Genomic DNA, 16895 nt, shown 5'->3' with positions numbered 1-16895 from the left:
CTACGCGCCGCGGCGGCGGAACAGCAGGTCGTGGACGGTGTGCCCCTTGTCCAGGGCCTGACCCTCGAACTTGGTGAGGGGCCGGAAGTCGGGACGCGGCGCGAAGCCGGGGTGGAGGTTCTCCAGCGTCGGCTCGGCGGAGAGCACCTCAAGCATCTGCTCGGCGTACGGCTCCCAGTCGGTCGCGCAGTGCACCAGCGCGCCGGGTGCGAGCCGAGTCGTCGCCAGGGCGACGAATTCCGGCTGGATCAGGCGCCGCTTGTGGTGGCGCTTCTTGGGCCACGGGTCGGGGAAGTAGACGCGCAGCCCGGCGAGGGAGCCCGGCGCCAGCATTTCGCGCAGCAGGATGATCGCGTCGCCGTTGGCCACCCGGATGTTGGACAGCCCGTTCCGATCCGCGAGACCGAGCAGATTGCCCTGGCCGGGGGTGTGCACGTCACAGGCGAGGATGCCGGTGGCCGGGTCGGCGGCGGCCATCTGCGCCGTGGCCTCGCCCATCCCGAAACCGATCTCCAGCACGACCGGGAGGCCACCGAAGAACGCGTCGAGGTCCAGCCGCGACAGCCCGTCGATGTCCAGGCCCCACGTCGGCCACAGCCGACGCAGCGCATCGGCCTGCGAGGGCGAGACCCGGCTGCGGCGGGGCTGGAACGACCGGATCCGCCGCTCGTGGTGCGACCCCGCGGGGTCGGCCGCGGGCCCGGTGCCGTCGGGGAACATCGGCTCGCCACGACGCGGCGCCGGCGCGGCACGCCGACCGTCAGCCACGGCCACGGCTTCCACAGCGTCTGCTGCCACGGCGTTGGTCACGGGGGCGGGGGAGGGGGTGCGGTTCTGGGACACAGTGGGTTCGATTCTACGGGGGTGGAGTGCGGGCCCCGGATCGCCGGAGCCAGGGGACGTCTCCCCGGCCTGATGGAGGAGACACCCCTAGGGCCTCCCCCATGGGTCATGGCCGGTCCGACCCTGACCCATCGGGCAGGCCCTAGCTCCGGGCCGCCTCGAGCACCCCCAGTGCCCTGCGGGCCACCTCGCGGCCGATGGGGAGGGAGGCGGTGGCGGCGGGGGAGGGGGCGTTGAGGACGTGGATCATGCCGGGGGATTCGGAGAAGAGGAAGTCGTCGACGAGGGTGCCGTCGGGAAGGACGGCCTGGGCGCGGACGCCGGCCGGGGACGGGAGGAGGTCCTCCTCGCGGGCGGCGGGGAGGAGGCGGCGGACCGCGTCGGCGAAGGCACGGCGGGAGAGGGAGCGGTGCAGCTCGCCGGCGCCGTAGCGCCAGTGGCGGCGGGCGATCCGCCAGGAGCCGGGGTAGGCGAGGGTGCCGGCCAGCTCGCCGGGGCGGACCGTGCGCCAGTCGTAACCCTCGCGGGCCAGGGCGGGGACGGCGTTCGGGCCGATGTGGACGGCGCCGTCGATGCCGCGGGTGAGGTGGACGCCCAGGAACGGGAAGGCCGGGTCGGGGACCGGGTAGACCAGGCCGCGGACGAGGGCGGCGCGCTCCGGGGCGAGGGTGAAGTACTCACCGCGGAAGGGGACGATCCGCATCCCGGGGGCATCGCCGGCCAGCCGGGCGATCCGGTCGCAGTGCAGACCGGCGCAGTTGACCAGGGCGCGGGCGCGGTGGACCGTGCCGTCGGCCGTGCGGACCGCCACCCGGCCGCGGCGGCGGCCGATCACCGCGACCTCGGCGCCGTAGACGATCCGGGCGCCGGCGTCCGTGGCGAGCGCGCCGAACCGGCGGGCGACCGCGCCGAAGTCGCAGATGCCGGTCGTGCCGACATGGATGGCGGCCAGGCCGCGGACCTCGGGTTCGTACTCCGCTATCTGGGCCGGGCCCAGCTCGCGGACCGGCAGGCCGTGCTCGCGGCCGCGCTGGATGAGGCTGTGCAGCCGGGGCAGCTCGCTGCGGTCGGTGGCGACGATCAGCTTGCCGGTGACCTCATGCGGAATGTCGTGTTCGGTGCAGAATTTCACCATTTCCGCGGAGCCCTGGAGCGCGAAGCGGGCCTTGAGCGAGCCGGGCGGGTAGTAGATGCCGCTGTGGATCACTCCGCTGTTGCGTCCGGTCTGATGGCGGGCCGGGCCCTGCTCCTTCTCCAGCACCACGACGCGCGTGCCCGGCGCGGCGCGCGTGATCGCATACGCCGTTGAGAGCCCGATGATGCCGGCACCGATCACCAGCACGTCGCAGTCGTACGACGACACTGCACCTCCCCTACCGCATGCCCAACCGCATGACCGCAGGCCCGACCGTCACCGCGGGCCCGCGCGCCATCCCGACGACGTATCCCATCATGACGGCCGGCACTGACAATCCCGTCGGCATTTCCCTCGGCACGCTCGATCAGGAACGGGACCAGGAAGCGGACCAGGAAGCTGGATCAGCGAGCTCGATCAGCAAGCTCCCTCGGCGGCCGCCAGGAACTGCTGGGCGACCCGTCGACCCGCCGACCCGCCGGCCCGTAGCCCGATCCACCGACCCGCCTCCCTCCCCTCGCCCCCCTACGCCGGCGCCGCCAGCAAAGGTCTCGCTCGTTCCCGCAGCTCCACCACGCGCGGCTCGTCGCCGTACGGTTCGAGGCGGTGCAGCAGGTCGCGGACGTACTCCGTCGTGCGGGCCGAGGAGATCCGGCCCGCCACCTCGACCGCGCGGGCGCCCGCCGCGCAGGCCGCGTCCAGATTGCCGGACTCCAGTTCGGCCACCGCGGACACCACCAGCCGCAGCCCGTGCGAGCGGACGAACTCCTCGGTCGGCCGGGACAGCGCCTGCTCGGTGAAGCGGCGCACCTGGCGGGGCAGCCGCAGGTCGCGGTAGCACTCGGCCGCGTCGGCGGCGAACCGCTCGTACGAGTAGAAGTCCAGCCACGACGGGTCGGGGTCGCCGCTCCGGGACCGCTCCAGCCAGCCCTCGGACGCCTTCAGCGCCACCTCACAGGCGCGCGCCTCACCGGCCTTGGCCTGTGCCCGCGCCTCCACCAGGCGGAAGAAGCTCATGGTGCGGGCGGTGGCCAGGCCGCGGTTGCGCTCCAGGGCCGCCTGGGCGAGGTCGACGCCCTCGTCGGCGAAGCCGCGGTACGTCGCCTGGAGGGACATCGAGGCGAGGACGTACCCACCGAGGGGGACGTCGGCGGCCGCCCGGGCGAGCCGCAGCGCCTGGATGTAGTAGCGCTGCGCGGCCTCCTGCTGGCCGGTGTCGAAGGCCATCCACCCCGCGAGCCGGGTGAGCTCCGAGGTCGCCCCGAAGAGCGCCCGGCCCACCTCGTCGCTGTACGAGGCGAGCAGCAACGGCGCCGCGTCCACCCGGAGGCACTCCGGCACCATGGACGAACGCCAGTCCCCGCCGCCGTACTTGGAGTCCCAGCGGCGCGCGTCCTCCGCCGCCTCGCGCAGCTTGCTGACGTCGCTGTGGCCCACGTGCTGCGGGATCCCGGCGTCGCCGGCTGCCGCGGCGTCCTTGTCGCGCGCCTCGGCCGCCTCCCGGGCCACCGAGCTGTCGGCCGGCGATATCAGCCAGCGCGAGGCCGGGGTGGCGTACGCGCTCACCGCGAAGGATCCGGCCAGGCTCTGCCAGATGCCGCCACCGCCGGCCCGCCGCCCGGCCAGATCGAGACGGTAGAGCTCGGTCGCCGAGCGCACCGCGGCGCCGACATCGCGCGGGAAGGCCAGGCCGACCTCGGGCGCGGGGTCGGCGTCGGCCAGCCCGATCTCGTGCAGCGGCACCGGCCGGCCCAGTTTGCTGCCGATCGCGGACGCGATCAGATGGGGCGCGGCGCCCTGCGGCACCATGCCCTTCGAGACCCATCGCGCCACCGACGTCTTGTCGTAGCGAAGCGTCAGCCCGCGTTGCGCGCCGAGGTCGTTGACCCTGCGGGCCAGTCCGGCGTTGCTGATACCCGCGAGGGCGAGAACGGTGCCGAGCTTCTCGTTCGGCCCGCGTATATCCCTGGACATGCGCACCCCTCGACACAGCGACGGCCGCCCCGCTACCCCGGGGCATGCGTCCACCCAGAGTAGTTCGCCGGATCCCGACCGTTAAGGGCCGGTGTCCCGGATGGCGAGATTCATGTTCAGACAGGGGTGCGGGAGTTGGCATGTGCTCCGGGTACGTGTGCCCGTGCGCCCGCCCGTGCGCGCTGGTCGCCCCACCTCGGGAGCGCTTCCATGACTGGTGCGTGGGTCGGCCCGCTGCACTGGATCCAGTGGGCTGGGGGACACCGTCACCTCATTCCCCGCGGGTGACGGTCCGGTCCGGGGGGCGTAGCCCGCCTCCCGGACCGTCGCGCAGGCCGTCCGCCGTAGGATCGCGCCACCGGTTGACATGAGGTCCGTAGTTGTCAACTGCGCTGTGCCGTACGGACTTTGGCCGAAAATCGACGGGTGATGATTTCGCGCCGCGGCGCGTCGAGGAGCGCCGCGCGGGCGCCTCGGGGGCCACACGGGGGGCCTACCGGGGGCGAGTTGGCGCATCGGTGGACCAAATGCCTCGGCAAGGTGGCCAGTTGCCTGGTTTGCCGACGTGTCGCGTAAGGCCGCGCCGCGGGTGTGCCGCCCACCGTACGCGCCCGCCGCCCGCCGTCCGCCGTGAACTGCCCGTATACGTCCCGCCGCGACGTCTCCGCCGCGCCGTTGTCATGGCAGCATGGTCGCCACTACGGGCGGCACGGCCGTCACTACGGCTCGGCGACAGCTTGGCAATCCGCGGTACGGGGCGGCCGTTGGCCCCGGCGGGCGGGGAATTCGGGTGGAGGCGGCATGCGCTGGTTGGTGGGGTGGAGCAGTGCCGCCACGAGGCCGTCCGCCGCGGACCCGGAGGGCGTCGGCAGCCGCACGGTCCTCCCCGTGGGCGCGCAGATCCTCTGGGGCGACCCGGACCCCCTGTGGGCGGTCGGCGACTGGCGGCCGGACGAGGTCCGCGTCGTCCAGGCCGACCCCGAGACCCGGCTCGCCGTCTTCGGCATCTGCGGGGCCACGGACGACCAGCTGCGGGTCGGCCTGTACGCGGCGCGCGGGGGCGCACTGCGGCACCTCACCGCCTGGTCCGGCAGCTACACCGCGGTCGTCCAGGTAGGACGGCGGATCACCGTCACCGGTGACCTGGCCGGCGCCCGCCCCGTCTTCCACACCCCGTGGGCGGGCGGCACCGCCTACGCCACCGCCGCGCTGCCGCTCGCCGACCTGATCGAGGCCAGCCTCGACATCGGCCACCTCGCCGCGCTGCTGGCCTGCCCCGACGCCCCCGAGGCGCTCGGCGCCGGCACTCCGTACGAGGGCGTCCGCCGGATCCCGCCCGGCCACGCCCTCGTGCTGCGCGGCGGCGCCAGCGAGATCACCTCCTACGAGCCGACCGCCTCGCTCGCCGTCGCCGCGCCCCCCATCCCGCCGGAACAGGCCGTGGACGGGGTCCGGGACGCGCTCGTCGAGGCCGTCCGCGCCCGGCTGGCGGTCCCCCGGCACGCCCCCGACCCGGACGGGCTCGACGGCCTCGATCCCGGCCCGGTGCCCGGTATGGGGCCCGCCGAGCGGCGGGCGGCACGCGGCGCGCCGGCCCCCGGCGTCGGCGCCGACCTCTCCGGAGGCAGCGCCTCCGGAACTCTCGCCCTTCTGGCCGCCGGTCTGCCCGGCCGTCCAGGACGCCTCAACGGCCACGGCGAACGCCTGCTGGCCGTCACCTTCAACGACCGCGCCACCAATGGCGCACGGGCCCACCACGAGGCCGAACTGGAGCGGGCCCGCAGCATCGCCGACAACCCGCGGCTGCACCACGTCGTCGTCGCCGCCGGGGAGGAGGCCCTCCCGTATGCCGACCTCGAAAACGGCCCGCTGACGGACGAGCCCGGGCCGTCCCTGACGGTGGCGGGCCGCCACCGGCGCCGGCTGCTGGCCGGCAGCGCGGACCACTTCGTCGGGCACGGCGCCCGGCAGGTCCTCGACGCCCATCCCGCCCGGCTCGCCGACCTCCTCATGGACCGCCGCCGGCGCCACCTCCTGCGGCCGGTCACCGCGCTCGCGAAGGCCGACGGCACGTCCGCCCAGTCCGTCCTGGTGCCGTTCACCGTCTACCGGGCGGCGCGGCGGCTCGCCCGTACGCCGTACCCGGAGGGCATCACGGAGGCCGCGCGGCGCCTGTTGGAGCGGCAGTTCGCCGACGAGCCGGTGACCGGCGGGGCGGTGGACGCCTCGCTGGCCGCGCTGACCTGGTGCCGTCCCGGACCCGCGGCGCGCTGGCTCACCGGCGAGGCGCTGGCCGAAGTATCGGTTCGCCTCAGCGAGGCGGCGTCCCGTACGGCCACGGTCGGGCGCCCCGGCGAGCGGCGGGCCCGCGCGGCGCTGGCCCGGCAGGCCGCCGACCACCGGGTCTTCGAGCAGGCCGCGGAGGTCCGCAGCCAGCGGCTGCACGCGCCCTTCCTCGACAACCAGGTGGTGCTCGCCTGCCGCGCGCTCCCGGACACGCTCCGGGTGCAGCCGGGGGCGCGGGCCGCCGTACTGCGTTCCGTACTGGCCGGCGCGGGCGTACGGGACCTGCCGCCCGGCTGGGGCGCCACCTCGCACGTCACCCACGCCGCGGCGGTACGCGCCGGGCTGCGCGGTGCGGTCGGCGATCTGGTGCAGCTCTTCGACGCGCCCCTGCTGGCCGATGCCGGCCTGATCGAGGCGCGGGTGGTCCGCACCGCCCTCCGCGCGGCGGCCGAAGGCGCCGCGCTCCCGTTGGACGGCCTGGCGGAACTCGTCGCCACGGAACTGTGGTTGCGCCGCCTGGTCGCCCGCCGCGGGAGCTGCTGGACGGGGGCCGAGGCGCCGCGCCAGAAGGCGGTCGCGGGCGGCGTGGTTCCGCGCGCCCGGTTGTCCTGAAGGCGCGTCCGCGGGCCCCGCTTCTGGCCTTTGCCCTGGTCGGGCCAGAGCTACCGGGCGCGCGGCCCGTGTGCCCGGCTGGGCCGCGCGTACGACGGCGGGACGCACGCACTGCGCGCCGTGGGCGTACGCCTGGAGGTCGGTCCGTTCGCGTCGCTCGCGCCACCGGCGGGCTCAGCGGCAGCTGATGCGGGCCTGTGCCCAGTCGGCCAGAGCCACCGCGTCCAGGGGCGTCGCCGGGTCGACGACGAGGCGCAGCGTCCGGTGGCCGGTCAGGGGGACGTGGACCGGGACGGCCGGCCGATTGCCGCGGACCACCGCGGACCGCCAGAGCCGCTCCCCGTCCGCGTACACGGAGAAGCGCAGGGCGCCCATCCCCCAGCTGAGATCGTCGACGCCCACCAGCGCGTCGTAGGAGGTGCACGACCGGTTGAGGTCGATGAGGACGGACGACCCGGCGTGCATGGTCACGCCGTCCGGGTAGGTCGTCCCGGCGATCTCCGGCGACCGGCGCTGCCACAGCCAGCCGCTCCCCAGGGTGCGCACCTCCGGTGCGGTGCCGTCACCCATGAAGTCGCGGTCGAGCGCGGCGACCCGGTACGAGGTCGGGGCCGGCTCCGTCGGTTCCGGCGGCTTCGGGCGCGGCCGGGGCGGCTCGTGGCCGGGCTTCGGAGGGGGAGTCGGTGCGGGCGTGCGGGTGGCGGGCGTCGGGGCGGGCGCCGGGCGGGACGGTGCCGGGCGGTGGGCCGACGGGTGTGACGCGGGTGGCGTGGACGGCGTGGGGCGCGGTGCGGCGCCGGCCGCCGGCGGCAGCGGCTTCGCCGGGGCGGGCGACGGATGACGCGGTGCGGCGGGGGCCGGCCGGTGCGGTGCGGCCCGCGGGTGCGGCGCCGGCGCGGGGCCGCCCCCGGCCAGCGCGAGCGCGAGCGTCACCCCGGCCACCACCACTCCGACCCCGATGCCGACCTTGACCGGCGCGCCGAGCCCCTCACCCGCGACGGCGCCACTCCCGCCACTCGCTCCGCCCGCGCCACCTGCCGTACCGGAACCGCCCGTTGCCGCGGCGGCCGCACCGGCCCCGGCCGCCCCCGCGACCCCGGCCGCCGCGGCGGCCGTCTTCACCGCGTACCCGGCGGCGAACCAGCCGATGACCGCCACCGGCAGCACCGCACCGATCCGCTCGTTGACGTGCTCGACCTCCAGCGCCGCGGTACGGCACCGGGCGCAGCCGTCCAGGTGCTCGCGCAGGCCCCGTTCGGCCCGCATCCGCAGCCCGCCGCGGGCGTACGCGCCGAGCCGGTCGGCGTACCGGGCGCAGTCGCCGCCGGCGGTCAGCGACTGGCTGACGTGGGCCTGCAGATACGCCTGCTTGAGGCCCTCGCGGGCGCGGTGCGCCAATACGGCGGTGGCGTTCGCGGTCAGCCCCAGCAGCGGGGCGACCTCGCTCGGCGACTCGTCCTCGACCGTGGTGTGCCACAGCACGGTCTGATAGCGCTCGGGCAGGCTGCGGAACGCCTGCACGGCCATCGACTGCTCGGCCTCGTGCATGGCGCGCACGTCCGCACCCAGGTCCAGGGTGCCGTCGTCCAGCGCCGCGCCGGCCGCGGAGACCGCGAACGCCGCGAAGTCCTCGACCAGTTGCTCGCGCCGGGCGGTCTTCGCCCAGGAGGCGGCCACCCGGCGCACGGTCGTCAGCAGATAGGCGCGGACCGCGGTGGTGGGGCCCGCGCCGCCGCGCACCGCCTGCAGCGTCCGGGCGAAGACCTCACCGGTCAGGTCCTCGGCGGTGTGCTCGTCGCGACAGCAGTGCCGGGCGTAGCGCCGGACCGCGTCGGCGTGCCGGCGGTACATCTCCTCGTACGCGCCGTCGTCGCCGGCCCGCATGCCGGCGATCAACTGATCGTCGGAAGCCGGGAGTTGATCCCCTTCGGCGGGTCCTCGCGCGGCGTCCCGGAGGCCCCCCGGTCCGCCGTGCGGCGTCGCCCGGCCGGCCCCGTCCCGCTGCGCCGGCACGCTGGGGCCGTCGCCCGCCGGACCGCCGGCGCGGGCATGCCGCCCGCCCGGCCCGCCCGCCGCAGTGGCCCCCGACGGCCCGGTCCGCCCGGGCACCTGAGGGGGCGGCGCCGTCCCGGACCCGCCCGGCCCGGTCGCGCCGTCGCGTTGCTCGTCCCGCCCGTCAACACCCATCGCCGAGGCCCCCGAAGCCGCCGTCACACCCGAATACCGCGCAAGCGTGCCACATCGGGCGGTGGCGCCTGGGGGCCTCGTCCGTCAACCACTCATCCGGGGAGGGCGTCCGCCCGCCCGCACGGGCGTTCACCCGTACGGGCCATATGACGCAATCGGGTCATACGTCACGGGGAACCCGTACGGGCCACATAGCGGAGCGAGGCCACCGCGCGCACGAGACGCCCACGGGTGGCCCGCCGGTGCTTCCGGTGGCCCACCGGTGGCCCATCGGCCCGGTCCCGCCAGCTCCCGGGACGCCAGGCCACCAAGCCACCCCAACGGGGCATCCCACGGGGGCCCGGACCACCGGGCCCGGACCACCCGGCCCGGACCACCGGGCCCGGACCACCGGGAACACCCCACTCGGCCCGCCCCCCCACATCACCCCGCCGGGCGCGAGCGCAGTCCCTCCAGCAGGATCTCCAGCAGCCGTGCGGAGGCGGCCTGTTGCTGACCGGGGTCGGGCAGCGCGGGCGCGCCCGTGGCGATCACCAGCAGGACGTCCGAGACCGTCACATCGGGCCGCAGCTCACCGGCCGCCCGGGCGCGCTCCACAAGCCGTCCGACGACCTCCAGCAGTGCCTCCGCGCCGTTCGTCGTCTCCGCCGGACCGGGCGCCGGTTCGGCCGCCGGGCCGTCCTCGGGCCCGCCGTGCCGCTCGACCAGCCGCAGGTCGGCCGGCCCGCCGTCCGGACCGGGCGCCATCCGCTGCTGCGGTACCCGGGCCTCGCCGAGGCCGTCCGCCGCCGCGTCCGCCCGGTCGGCCTCCGCGCTCACCCGCAGGATCCCCGGCGGCAGCAGCCGTCCGGCGCCCGAGGCGACCGACGTCCGCAGGAAGCGGGACAGCGCCGACCACGGGTCGTCCTCCTGCCCCAGCGCCGCCCGCGCCTGGTCCGTCAGCCGGGAGGTCTCCTCCTCGGCTATGCGGCGGACCAGGACGTCCTTGCTCGGGAACCGGCGGTAGACCGTGCCGACCCCGACCCGGGCGCGCCGTGCCACGTCCTCCATGGGCGCGCCGTAACCCAGCTCGCCGAACACCTCGCGCGCGGCGCGCAGTACGTGTTCCAGATTGCGCTGGGCGTCCACCCGCAGCGGTGTGGTCCGTCCGCCCGCGCCCGTGCCCGAACCGGCACCGATGCTGCCGCCGCCCCCGTTGCCGTTGGTGCCGTTCGCACCGATGGCGCCGTTGTTGCTGTGCATGCCGCTGGCGTTGCCGTTGCCGGTGCCGCCGTCGGTGGCGTGCGCCATGGCGACGGCTGTCGGCCATTGAGAGCCCTGAATGGTCATAGTGATCCCCCGGTAATGACGTCTCCCCCCGGAGACTCCCCGCCCTGACTGCCGGGACGCACCGACGAAAGGGTGCACCCCAACGAGATACGAACATAGTTGAGCCCGGGTCAAGAATGAAGGGGGCCTTCCGCACGGTGCGCCCCCCGATCGGCCCAACGGACTGATCCGCCCGGATTATGCCCCCGTACGCTTTCCGCCACCCGCCCGCTGACCAGCGCAGCTGGGCCCGGCAGCGCGGAGAGTGCGGCTCCGTCCCCAGGGCAGCGCCCGGTCATACATTTCGACGGGCCTGTGGACAAAGGCGCTGCGGGGGTGCGTCATGGAACAGTGCTGCGCTTTCCCGGGAGCGCAGCACCCGAGGGTGGTCGCGCCGCCGGCCGGCCGCCTGCTCGGCGCCGCCCCGGGCCAGGTCGACACCGCGAGGAGAACCCCTGTGAAGGCTGTGTCTTCGAACAACGTGGCCCGCATTCTCGTCGTCGGCGGTGGCTACGTGGGGATGTACACCGCCCTCCACCTGCAGCGAAAACTGAAGCAGCAGTTGCGGGAGGGCTCCATCGAGGTGATCGTGGTCGATCCCGATCCGTACATGACGTACCAGCCGTTCCTGCCCGAGGCCGCGGCCGGTTCCATCTCCCCGCGCCATGTGGTCGTCCCGCTGCGCCGCGTCCTGCCGCAGTGCACCGTGGTGGTCGGCGAGGTCACCGACATCAACCACGACGAACGCCGGGCGACGATCGCCACCCTGGCGGCGGAGGAGACCGGCGACGGCGCCATCGAGGTGGTCTACGACGAGCTGATTCTGGCCCCCGGCTCGGTCTCCCGCACCCTGCCGGTCCCGGGTCTGGCTGATTTCGGCATCGGCTTCAAGACCGTCGAAGAGGCCATCGGGCTGCGCAACCACGTCCTCGGACAGCTCGACATCGCCTCCTCCACCCGCGACCCGGCGGTCCGGGACGCCGCGCTGACCTTCGTCTTCGTGGGTGGTGGCTACGCCGGCGTGGAGGCCCTCGCCGAACTGGAGGACATGGCCCGCTACGCCGCCCGCTACTACCACAACATCAAGCCGGAGGACATGAAGTGGATCCTGGTCGAGGCGACCGGCCGGATCCTCCCCGAAGTGGGCCCGGACATGGGCCGCTACGCCGTACGGGAGCTGCGCGGCCGCAACATCGACGTACGGCTGGAGACCCGCCTGGACTCGTGCGAGAAGCGCGTCGCCCAGCTCAGCGACAGCTCCCGCTTCCCCACCAGAACCCTGGTGTGGACCGCCGGCGTCAAACCGCACCCCATCCTGGCCGCGACCGACCTGCCGCTGACCGACCACGGCCGCCTCAAGTGCAATGCCACGCTCCGGGTGGACGGCGTGGAGCACGCCTGGTCGGCGGGTGACGCCGCGGCGGTCCCCGACCTGACGGCCGAACCGCCCGCCAAGCCCGACGAACCCCGCCCCCTGTGCGCGCCCAACGCCCAGCACGCCCTCCGGCAGGCCAAGGTGCTCGCCGAGAACGTCGCGGCGACGGTGTGCGGCGGCACGGTCCAGGACTACCGGCACAAGTACGTCGGTTCGGTGGCCTCGCTCGGCCTGCACAAGGGCGTCGCGCACGTCTACGGGCGCAAGCTGCGCGGCTACCCCGCCTGGCTGATGCACCGCGCGTACCACCTGGGACGGGTGCCCACCTTCAATCGAAAGGCCCGGATCCTGGCCGAATGGACCCTCGCGGGCCTGTTCAAACGCGAGATCGTCTCGCTGGGCTCGCTGGAGAACCCGCGCGCCGAGTTCGAACTCGCCGCGGGCACCGGCCGGCACAACGAAGCCAGCTGACGCGCCGTAGGGACAGAAATTTTGACGTGACGTCAGCCCCGGACCGGCCGGTGGTTGCGGAGTGCGGAACTCCACGCCGGCCGCCGGGCGTCTGACGGATGTCCGTCCGGTCGGCCACACTGGACGTGTGACCATGGGTGGGCTCGTATCTGCAAAGAGTGACAATCACGAGGATTCTGGACGTTTGCTGCATTCCGCAAAAGGGCGCCGAGAGCGCCCCCAGCCGACCCTCCCCCGGCCCACCGCCGGGAGATCCCCCCATGCCGACGGCCCGATCCCGCGCGACGACGCGAAGTAAGAGGTACCCCTCCGTGATCTTCACGCGCTGGAGCGCCAAACTCCCCGGCACACAGCGGCGCGCCGCCGCGCGGTCCGACCGCGCCGCCCGCCCCGCCGCCGGCACGCCGGCCACCCCGCCCACCGCCGCCCCGGAGCCCGCCGCCCCGACCGCGGTCGCGGACGCCACCCCGGCCGCCCCGACGGCCGCCACCACCGGCTCCGTCCCCGCCGCCCGCGCCGAGCACCCCGATCCGGCGTCCGCCCAGGAAACCGCGCCCGTGACCCTGTCGCCCACCGTCGACGCGCTCTCCGTCCACGACATCCTCGGCAGCATCCCCGCCCTGGTCGCCGTCGTCTACGGCCCCGAGCACCGCCTCGCCTACGTCAACGGTGCCTACGCCTCCGTCTTCGGCCCCCGCCCGGCCGGCCACACCGCCCGCGAGGCCCTCCCCGAGCTGGACGCGCTCGGCCTGCTCCCCCTGATGGACCAGGTCCTGCGCAGCGGCAAGCCCCGTACCGTCAAGGCCCGCAAGGTCCCCGGCGGGTCCGGCGGCGACCGGTCCCGCGACGGCTACTACACCTTCACCTGCACCCCCATCGAGGTCGCCGCCAGCGGCCCGGCACCCGACCCCGAGGTCGCCTGCATCGCCCCGCACAAGGGCGTCCTCGTCTTCGGCGCCGACGTCACCGACCAGGTCGAGTCCGCCGAACGGCTGCGCGCCAGCGAGGCCCGCCAGCGCGAGGCCGCGGTCACCCTCCAGCGCTCCCTGCTCCCTCAGGAGCTCGAACAGCCCGACGACCTCCGGGTCGCCGCGACGTACCAGCCCGGCGGCACCGACGCCGCGGTCGGCGGCGACTGGTACGACGTCATCACCCTCGGCGCCGGCCGCACCGCCCTGGTCATCGGCGACGTCATGGGCCGCGGCGTGCGCGCCGCCGCCGTCATGGGCCAGCTGCGCACCGCCGTCCGCGCCTACGCCCGCCTCGACCTCCCGCCCCACGAGGTCCTGCAACTCCTGGACGGCCTGGCCGCCGAGATCGACGCCAACCAGATCGCCACCTGCGTCTACGCCGTCCACGACCCCAACGAGGGCCGCCTGGCCTACGCCTCGGCCGGCCATCTGCCCATCCTCGTCCGCGACCCGGACGGCACGGTCCGCCGCGCCGCCGAGCCCACCGGCCCGCCCCTGGGCACCGGCGGCTGGCTGCACACCTCCGGGTCCGTCACCCTCGGCCCCGGCAGCAGCGCAGTCCTCTACACCGACGGCCTGGTCGAGCGCCGCGACAAGGACATCGACGACGGCGTCGAGGCCCTGGAACGCGCCTTCGCCGGCGCCGCCGGCCCGCCCGACATCGTCTGCGACCGGCTGCTCCGCTCCCTGGGCATCACGGCCACCCACGACGACGACGTCGCCATCCTCGTCCTCCAGCACCCCGAGCGCAGCGGCCACGACGCCGAGCTCTTCCACAACGCCGCCCTGGAACTCCACGGCGGCACCGAAGCGGCCCCGCGCGCCCGCGCCTTCGCCTCCGGCGTGCTCGCCTCCTGGCGCTTCTCACCGGAGCTGCACGACCTCGGCGTCCTGGCGGCCAGCGAGCTGGTGGCCAACTCTCTCCAGCACGGCACGCCCCCGATGCGGCTGCGGCTGCGCCGTACGGACCGCCGGCTGATCGTCGAGGTCACCGACGGGGACGACCACCTCCCGCGCCGCCGCCGCGCCGAACCGGCCGACGAGGCGGGCCGCGGCATCTCCATCGTCGCCACCATCGCCTCGTCCTGGGGCTCCCGCCGGACACCGGGCGGCGGCAAGGCGGTCTGGTGCGAATTCGCCCTGCCCCGGAGCTGAATCCGGCCGCGCGGACGAACGGGCCGTCCTCAGGAACGGGCCGTCCTCAGAGGGCGCCCGAACGGGCCGCCTGAAAGGGGCATCCGCATCGGGCCGCCTCAAGCGGGCGCCCGAAATGACAGCCGGCCGCGGACCCCCCACGGGACCGCGGCCGACGGACACCTGCCGGACCTCAGGCCCCGCAGACCACCGACTCCGCCTCGGCCGGCACCCGCGCCGCGGGCACCGCCGCGGCCGGCACCGCCCGGTGCGGGTTGTCCTGCCAGGGCCGCAGCATCCGGCCCACCCGCAACGACAGCACGGTGATCCCCAACGCACACACCACCAGCATCACGATGTACGCGGCGTACATGCCATGACCGACCATCAGGGCACCGACCGCCGGCCCGACCGCCAGCGCCAACTGCTTGACCAGTGCGAACGCCGAGTTGTACTGGCCGATCAACGAGGCCGGCGCCAGATCCGCCACCAGCGGCGCCACCGTCGGCGACAGCATCGACTCACCGATGCCGAACAGCGCGTACGTCGAGATCAGCAGCGTGGTCGCCACCGCCTGCGCACCGTGCACCAGCCCGGACAGCCCGGCGGCCAGCCAGGCCACCGTCCAGACCATGCCGACCAGCGCCATCACCCGGCTGCGCCGCCGCCGCTCGACGAGCTTGAGCACCACGAACTGCGCCGCCACGATCGCCGCCGTATTGGCCGCGAGCGCAATGCCCAGGCTGGCCGGCGGTATTCGGGTCACCTCGGTCGCATACGCGGCCAGCCCCGACTCGAACTGCCCGTAGCAGGCGAAGAACAGCACGAACCCCAGCAGGCAGACCCACATCATCCGCCGGTCGGCGAACAGCGCCCGCCAGGCGCCCGCGGGCCGCTCCTCGCTCGGCACCGCATCCTCGACCTTCGGCACCCGCGGCAGCCGTACGGTGGCCACCGCCGCGCCGAGCACCAGGAACATCACGGCCTCGATGGCGAACAGCCGCACGAAGCTCGCCGCATGCGACTCGTCGACGAGCAGCCCGCCGACGAGCCCGCCGACGCCCAGGCCCAGGTTGTTGAGGAAGAACTGGGTGGCGAACGCCCGCGACCTGGTCACCGTCGTCGAGCACCACACGATCATCGTCGCCAGGGCCGGCTGGACCACCGCTATACCGGCACCCAGCGCGGCCGCCGAGGCGATGACCAGCGGTTCGGTCGACGACAGCCCGAGCCCCAGGGAGCCGATCGCGGCGGAGACCGTACCGACGATGGCCACCGGCAGGGGGCCGCGCCGGTCGATCGCCCGACCGGTCAGCGGAAGCACGGCCAGCGCGGCCACGGCCAGCATCGCCAGCACGACACCGGCCGTACTGGCACCAAGGTCGCGCACCTTCGCCACATAGACGTACAGATACGGAACCGTGAAGCCGTTACCGAACGCGCTCAGCGCGTTCCCGAGCTGGATCCGGCGCAGCGCGGCGCCCATCGCGGTGGTCACACTCACCTACCTAGGTCAGGTCTTGAAAGACATAAGGGACAGTCGAAGGAGCTGGACAGACACCAGGGCGAGACGCGCGACCCGGACGACGGTTGCCATCCGGACGGTCTCACCCTGAAGACTTCAACTCTAAACTTCGAAGCTAAAGAGTACACGGAGAAGAACTTCAACGCCAATCACTTTCATGTCATACTGCGCCGCATGCCTGAGCCCTCCGATGCGGCCGCCGACGCTGCCGAGCCGTCCCTCGAGGAACAGATCGCGGCCTACCAGCGCGAATTCCAGGACCTCGACCCCCAGGTCGAGCAGGTCGTCTCCGCACTCCAGCGCCTCAACCGCCGGATGAACGTGGCCTACGGGCGGCAGACCTCGACCCTCGGCATGAGCAACGCCGAATGGGAGGTCCTCAAGGCCCTCGTCCTCTCCGGCGCCCCCTACCGGATGGGCCCCGGCGAGCTCGCCAAGCGCCTCGGCCTGACGCCGGCCGCGATGACCCACCGCATCGACCGGATGGCGAACGAAGGACTGGTCACCCGCGAGCGCGACGAGAACAACCGCGTCCGCGTCATCGTCGAACTGACCCACGAGGGCCGCGAGAAGTGGCTCGCCGCGATGCGGATGGCCACGGTCTTCGAGGAGGACCTCCTCCAGGACCTCTCCACCGAGGAGCGTCAACTCCTCGGCCAGGTACTCACCCGTCTGCTGCGCCGCGTGGAAGAGGCCCAGCCGGACGCCGGCGGACGCCTCACCGACCTCGACTGACGAGCGACCCGCCCGACGCGGGTGGAACGGGTTGACACCGGTCACCCGGATCTGTAGTGTCCTCCGAGTTGCCACAGCGCCGGAACGGTTCTGCGGCAGCCCTTCCGCCGCCTCGCGGCACACCACTACTGCACGGCCCCTCACCGGGAACAATTTCGGCATGCCGAAATTCGGACCGCGGCGCGATTATGCGTCGACGAGGAATTCCGCTAACGTAGTGAACACGCCGAAAGGCGCGGCAAAACCCCCTCCGACGGGGAATCGGAAACGAATTCGGACCGGTAAACGGAACGAACAAGATCTGATAGAGTCGGAAAGGCCGAAAAGCGAAAGCCGAAC

General features: G+C 74.1%; 10 protein-coding genes. 4 read left to right on the top strand and 6 right to left on the bottom strand.

Annotation, left to right across the window (positions count from 1 at the left end):
• From trmB to ACZ7MX_RS39310, 3 genes are all read right to left on the bottom strand, one after another.
• On the bottom strand, nucleotides 1-798 hold the full coding sequence (gene trmB / locus ACZ7MX_RS39320) for a tRNA (guanosine(46)-N7)-methyltransferase TrmB (protein ID WP_472139523.1): 798 nt from the start codon (nucleotides 796-798) through the stop codon (nucleotides 1-3).
• A 187-nt stretch (nucleotides 799-985) separates the two neighbouring features.
• The gene (lhgO, locus tag ACZ7MX_RS39315) at nucleotides 986-2206 is read right to left on the bottom strand and encodes an L-2-hydroxyglutarate oxidase (protein ID WP_472139486.1); all 1221 of its coding nucleotides are present in this window, start codon (nucleotides 2204-2206) and stop codon (nucleotides 986-988) included.
• A 297-nt stretch (nucleotides 2207-2503) separates the two neighbouring features.
• On the bottom strand, nucleotides 2504-3952 hold the full coding sequence (locus tag ACZ7MX_RS39310; protein WP_030415920.1) for a hypothetical protein: 1449 nt from the start codon (nucleotides 3950-3952) through the stop codon (nucleotides 2504-2506).
• 801 nt (nucleotides 3953-4753) lie between these two features.
• On the opposite strand from ACZ7MX_RS39310, the gene ACZ7MX_RS39305 reads away from it, so the two are divergent.
• Nucleotides 4754-6850, top strand: coding sequence for an asparagine synthase-related protein (locus ACZ7MX_RS39305; protein WP_472139484.1), 2097 nt, complete (start codon nucleotides 4754-4756; stop codon nucleotides 6848-6850).
• 174 nt (nucleotides 6851-7024) lie between these two features.
• Here the strand turns inward: ACZ7MX_RS39305 and ACZ7MX_RS39300 are convergent, their stop codons facing one another.
• Both ACZ7MX_RS39300 and ACZ7MX_RS39295 read right to left on the bottom strand, forming a co-directional pair.
• Nucleotides 7025-9037: a sigma-70 family RNA polymerase sigma factor gene (locus tag ACZ7MX_RS39300; protein ID WP_472139482.1), complete on the bottom strand. Its 2013-nt coding sequence runs from the start codon at nucleotides 9035-9037 to the stop codon at nucleotides 7025-7027.
• Between the two features lie 423 nt (nucleotides 9038-9460).
• Complete coding sequence (locus ACZ7MX_RS39295; protein WP_472139522.1) at nucleotides 9461-10279, bottom strand: TetR/AcrR family transcriptional regulator; 819 nt, start codon at nucleotides 10277-10279, stop codon at nucleotides 9461-9463.
• 532 nt (nucleotides 10280-10811) lie between these two features.
• Between ACZ7MX_RS39295 and ACZ7MX_RS39290 the strand changes: the two genes are divergently transcribed.
• Together ACZ7MX_RS39290 and ACZ7MX_RS39285 are read left to right on the top strand one after the other, a co-directional pair.
• On the top strand, nucleotides 10812-12191 hold the full coding sequence (locus ACZ7MX_RS39290; RefSeq protein ID WP_472139520.1) for an NAD(P)/FAD-dependent oxidoreductase: 1380 nt from the start codon (nucleotides 10812-10814) through the stop codon (nucleotides 12189-12191).
• A 311-nt stretch (nucleotides 12192-12502) separates the two neighbouring features.
• A complete protein-coding gene (locus tag ACZ7MX_RS39285) occupies nucleotides 12503-14317 on the top strand; it encodes an ATP-binding SpoIIE family protein phosphatase (protein WP_472139480.1) in 1815 nt (604 codons plus the stop codon).
• 172 nt (nucleotides 14318-14489) lie between these two features.
• Here the strand turns inward: ACZ7MX_RS39285 and ACZ7MX_RS39280 are convergent, their stop codons facing one another.
• Entirely contained in the window at nucleotides 14490-15794 is a 1305-nt protein-coding gene (locus tag ACZ7MX_RS39280) for an MFS transporter (RefSeq protein WP_472139518.1), read from the bottom strand.
• A gap of 201 nt (nucleotides 15795-15995) precedes the next feature.
• Here ACZ7MX_RS39280 and ACZ7MX_RS39275 point away from each other — a divergent pair, with 201 nt between their 5' ends.
• Nucleotides 15996-16556 carry a MarR family winged helix-turn-helix transcriptional regulator gene (locus ACZ7MX_RS39275; protein WP_472139478.1) on the top strand — a complete coding sequence of 187 codons (561 nt, stop codon included), beginning with the start codon at nucleotides 15996-15998 and terminating at the stop codon, nucleotides 16554-16556.
• Nucleotides 16557-16895: the final 339 nt, after the last annotated feature.

Source organism: Streptomyces sp. NPDC107765 (assembly GCF_055657085.1).
Note: the sequence above shows the minus strand (reverse complement) of the source record. Positions and strands in the feature narration are given on the sequence as shown.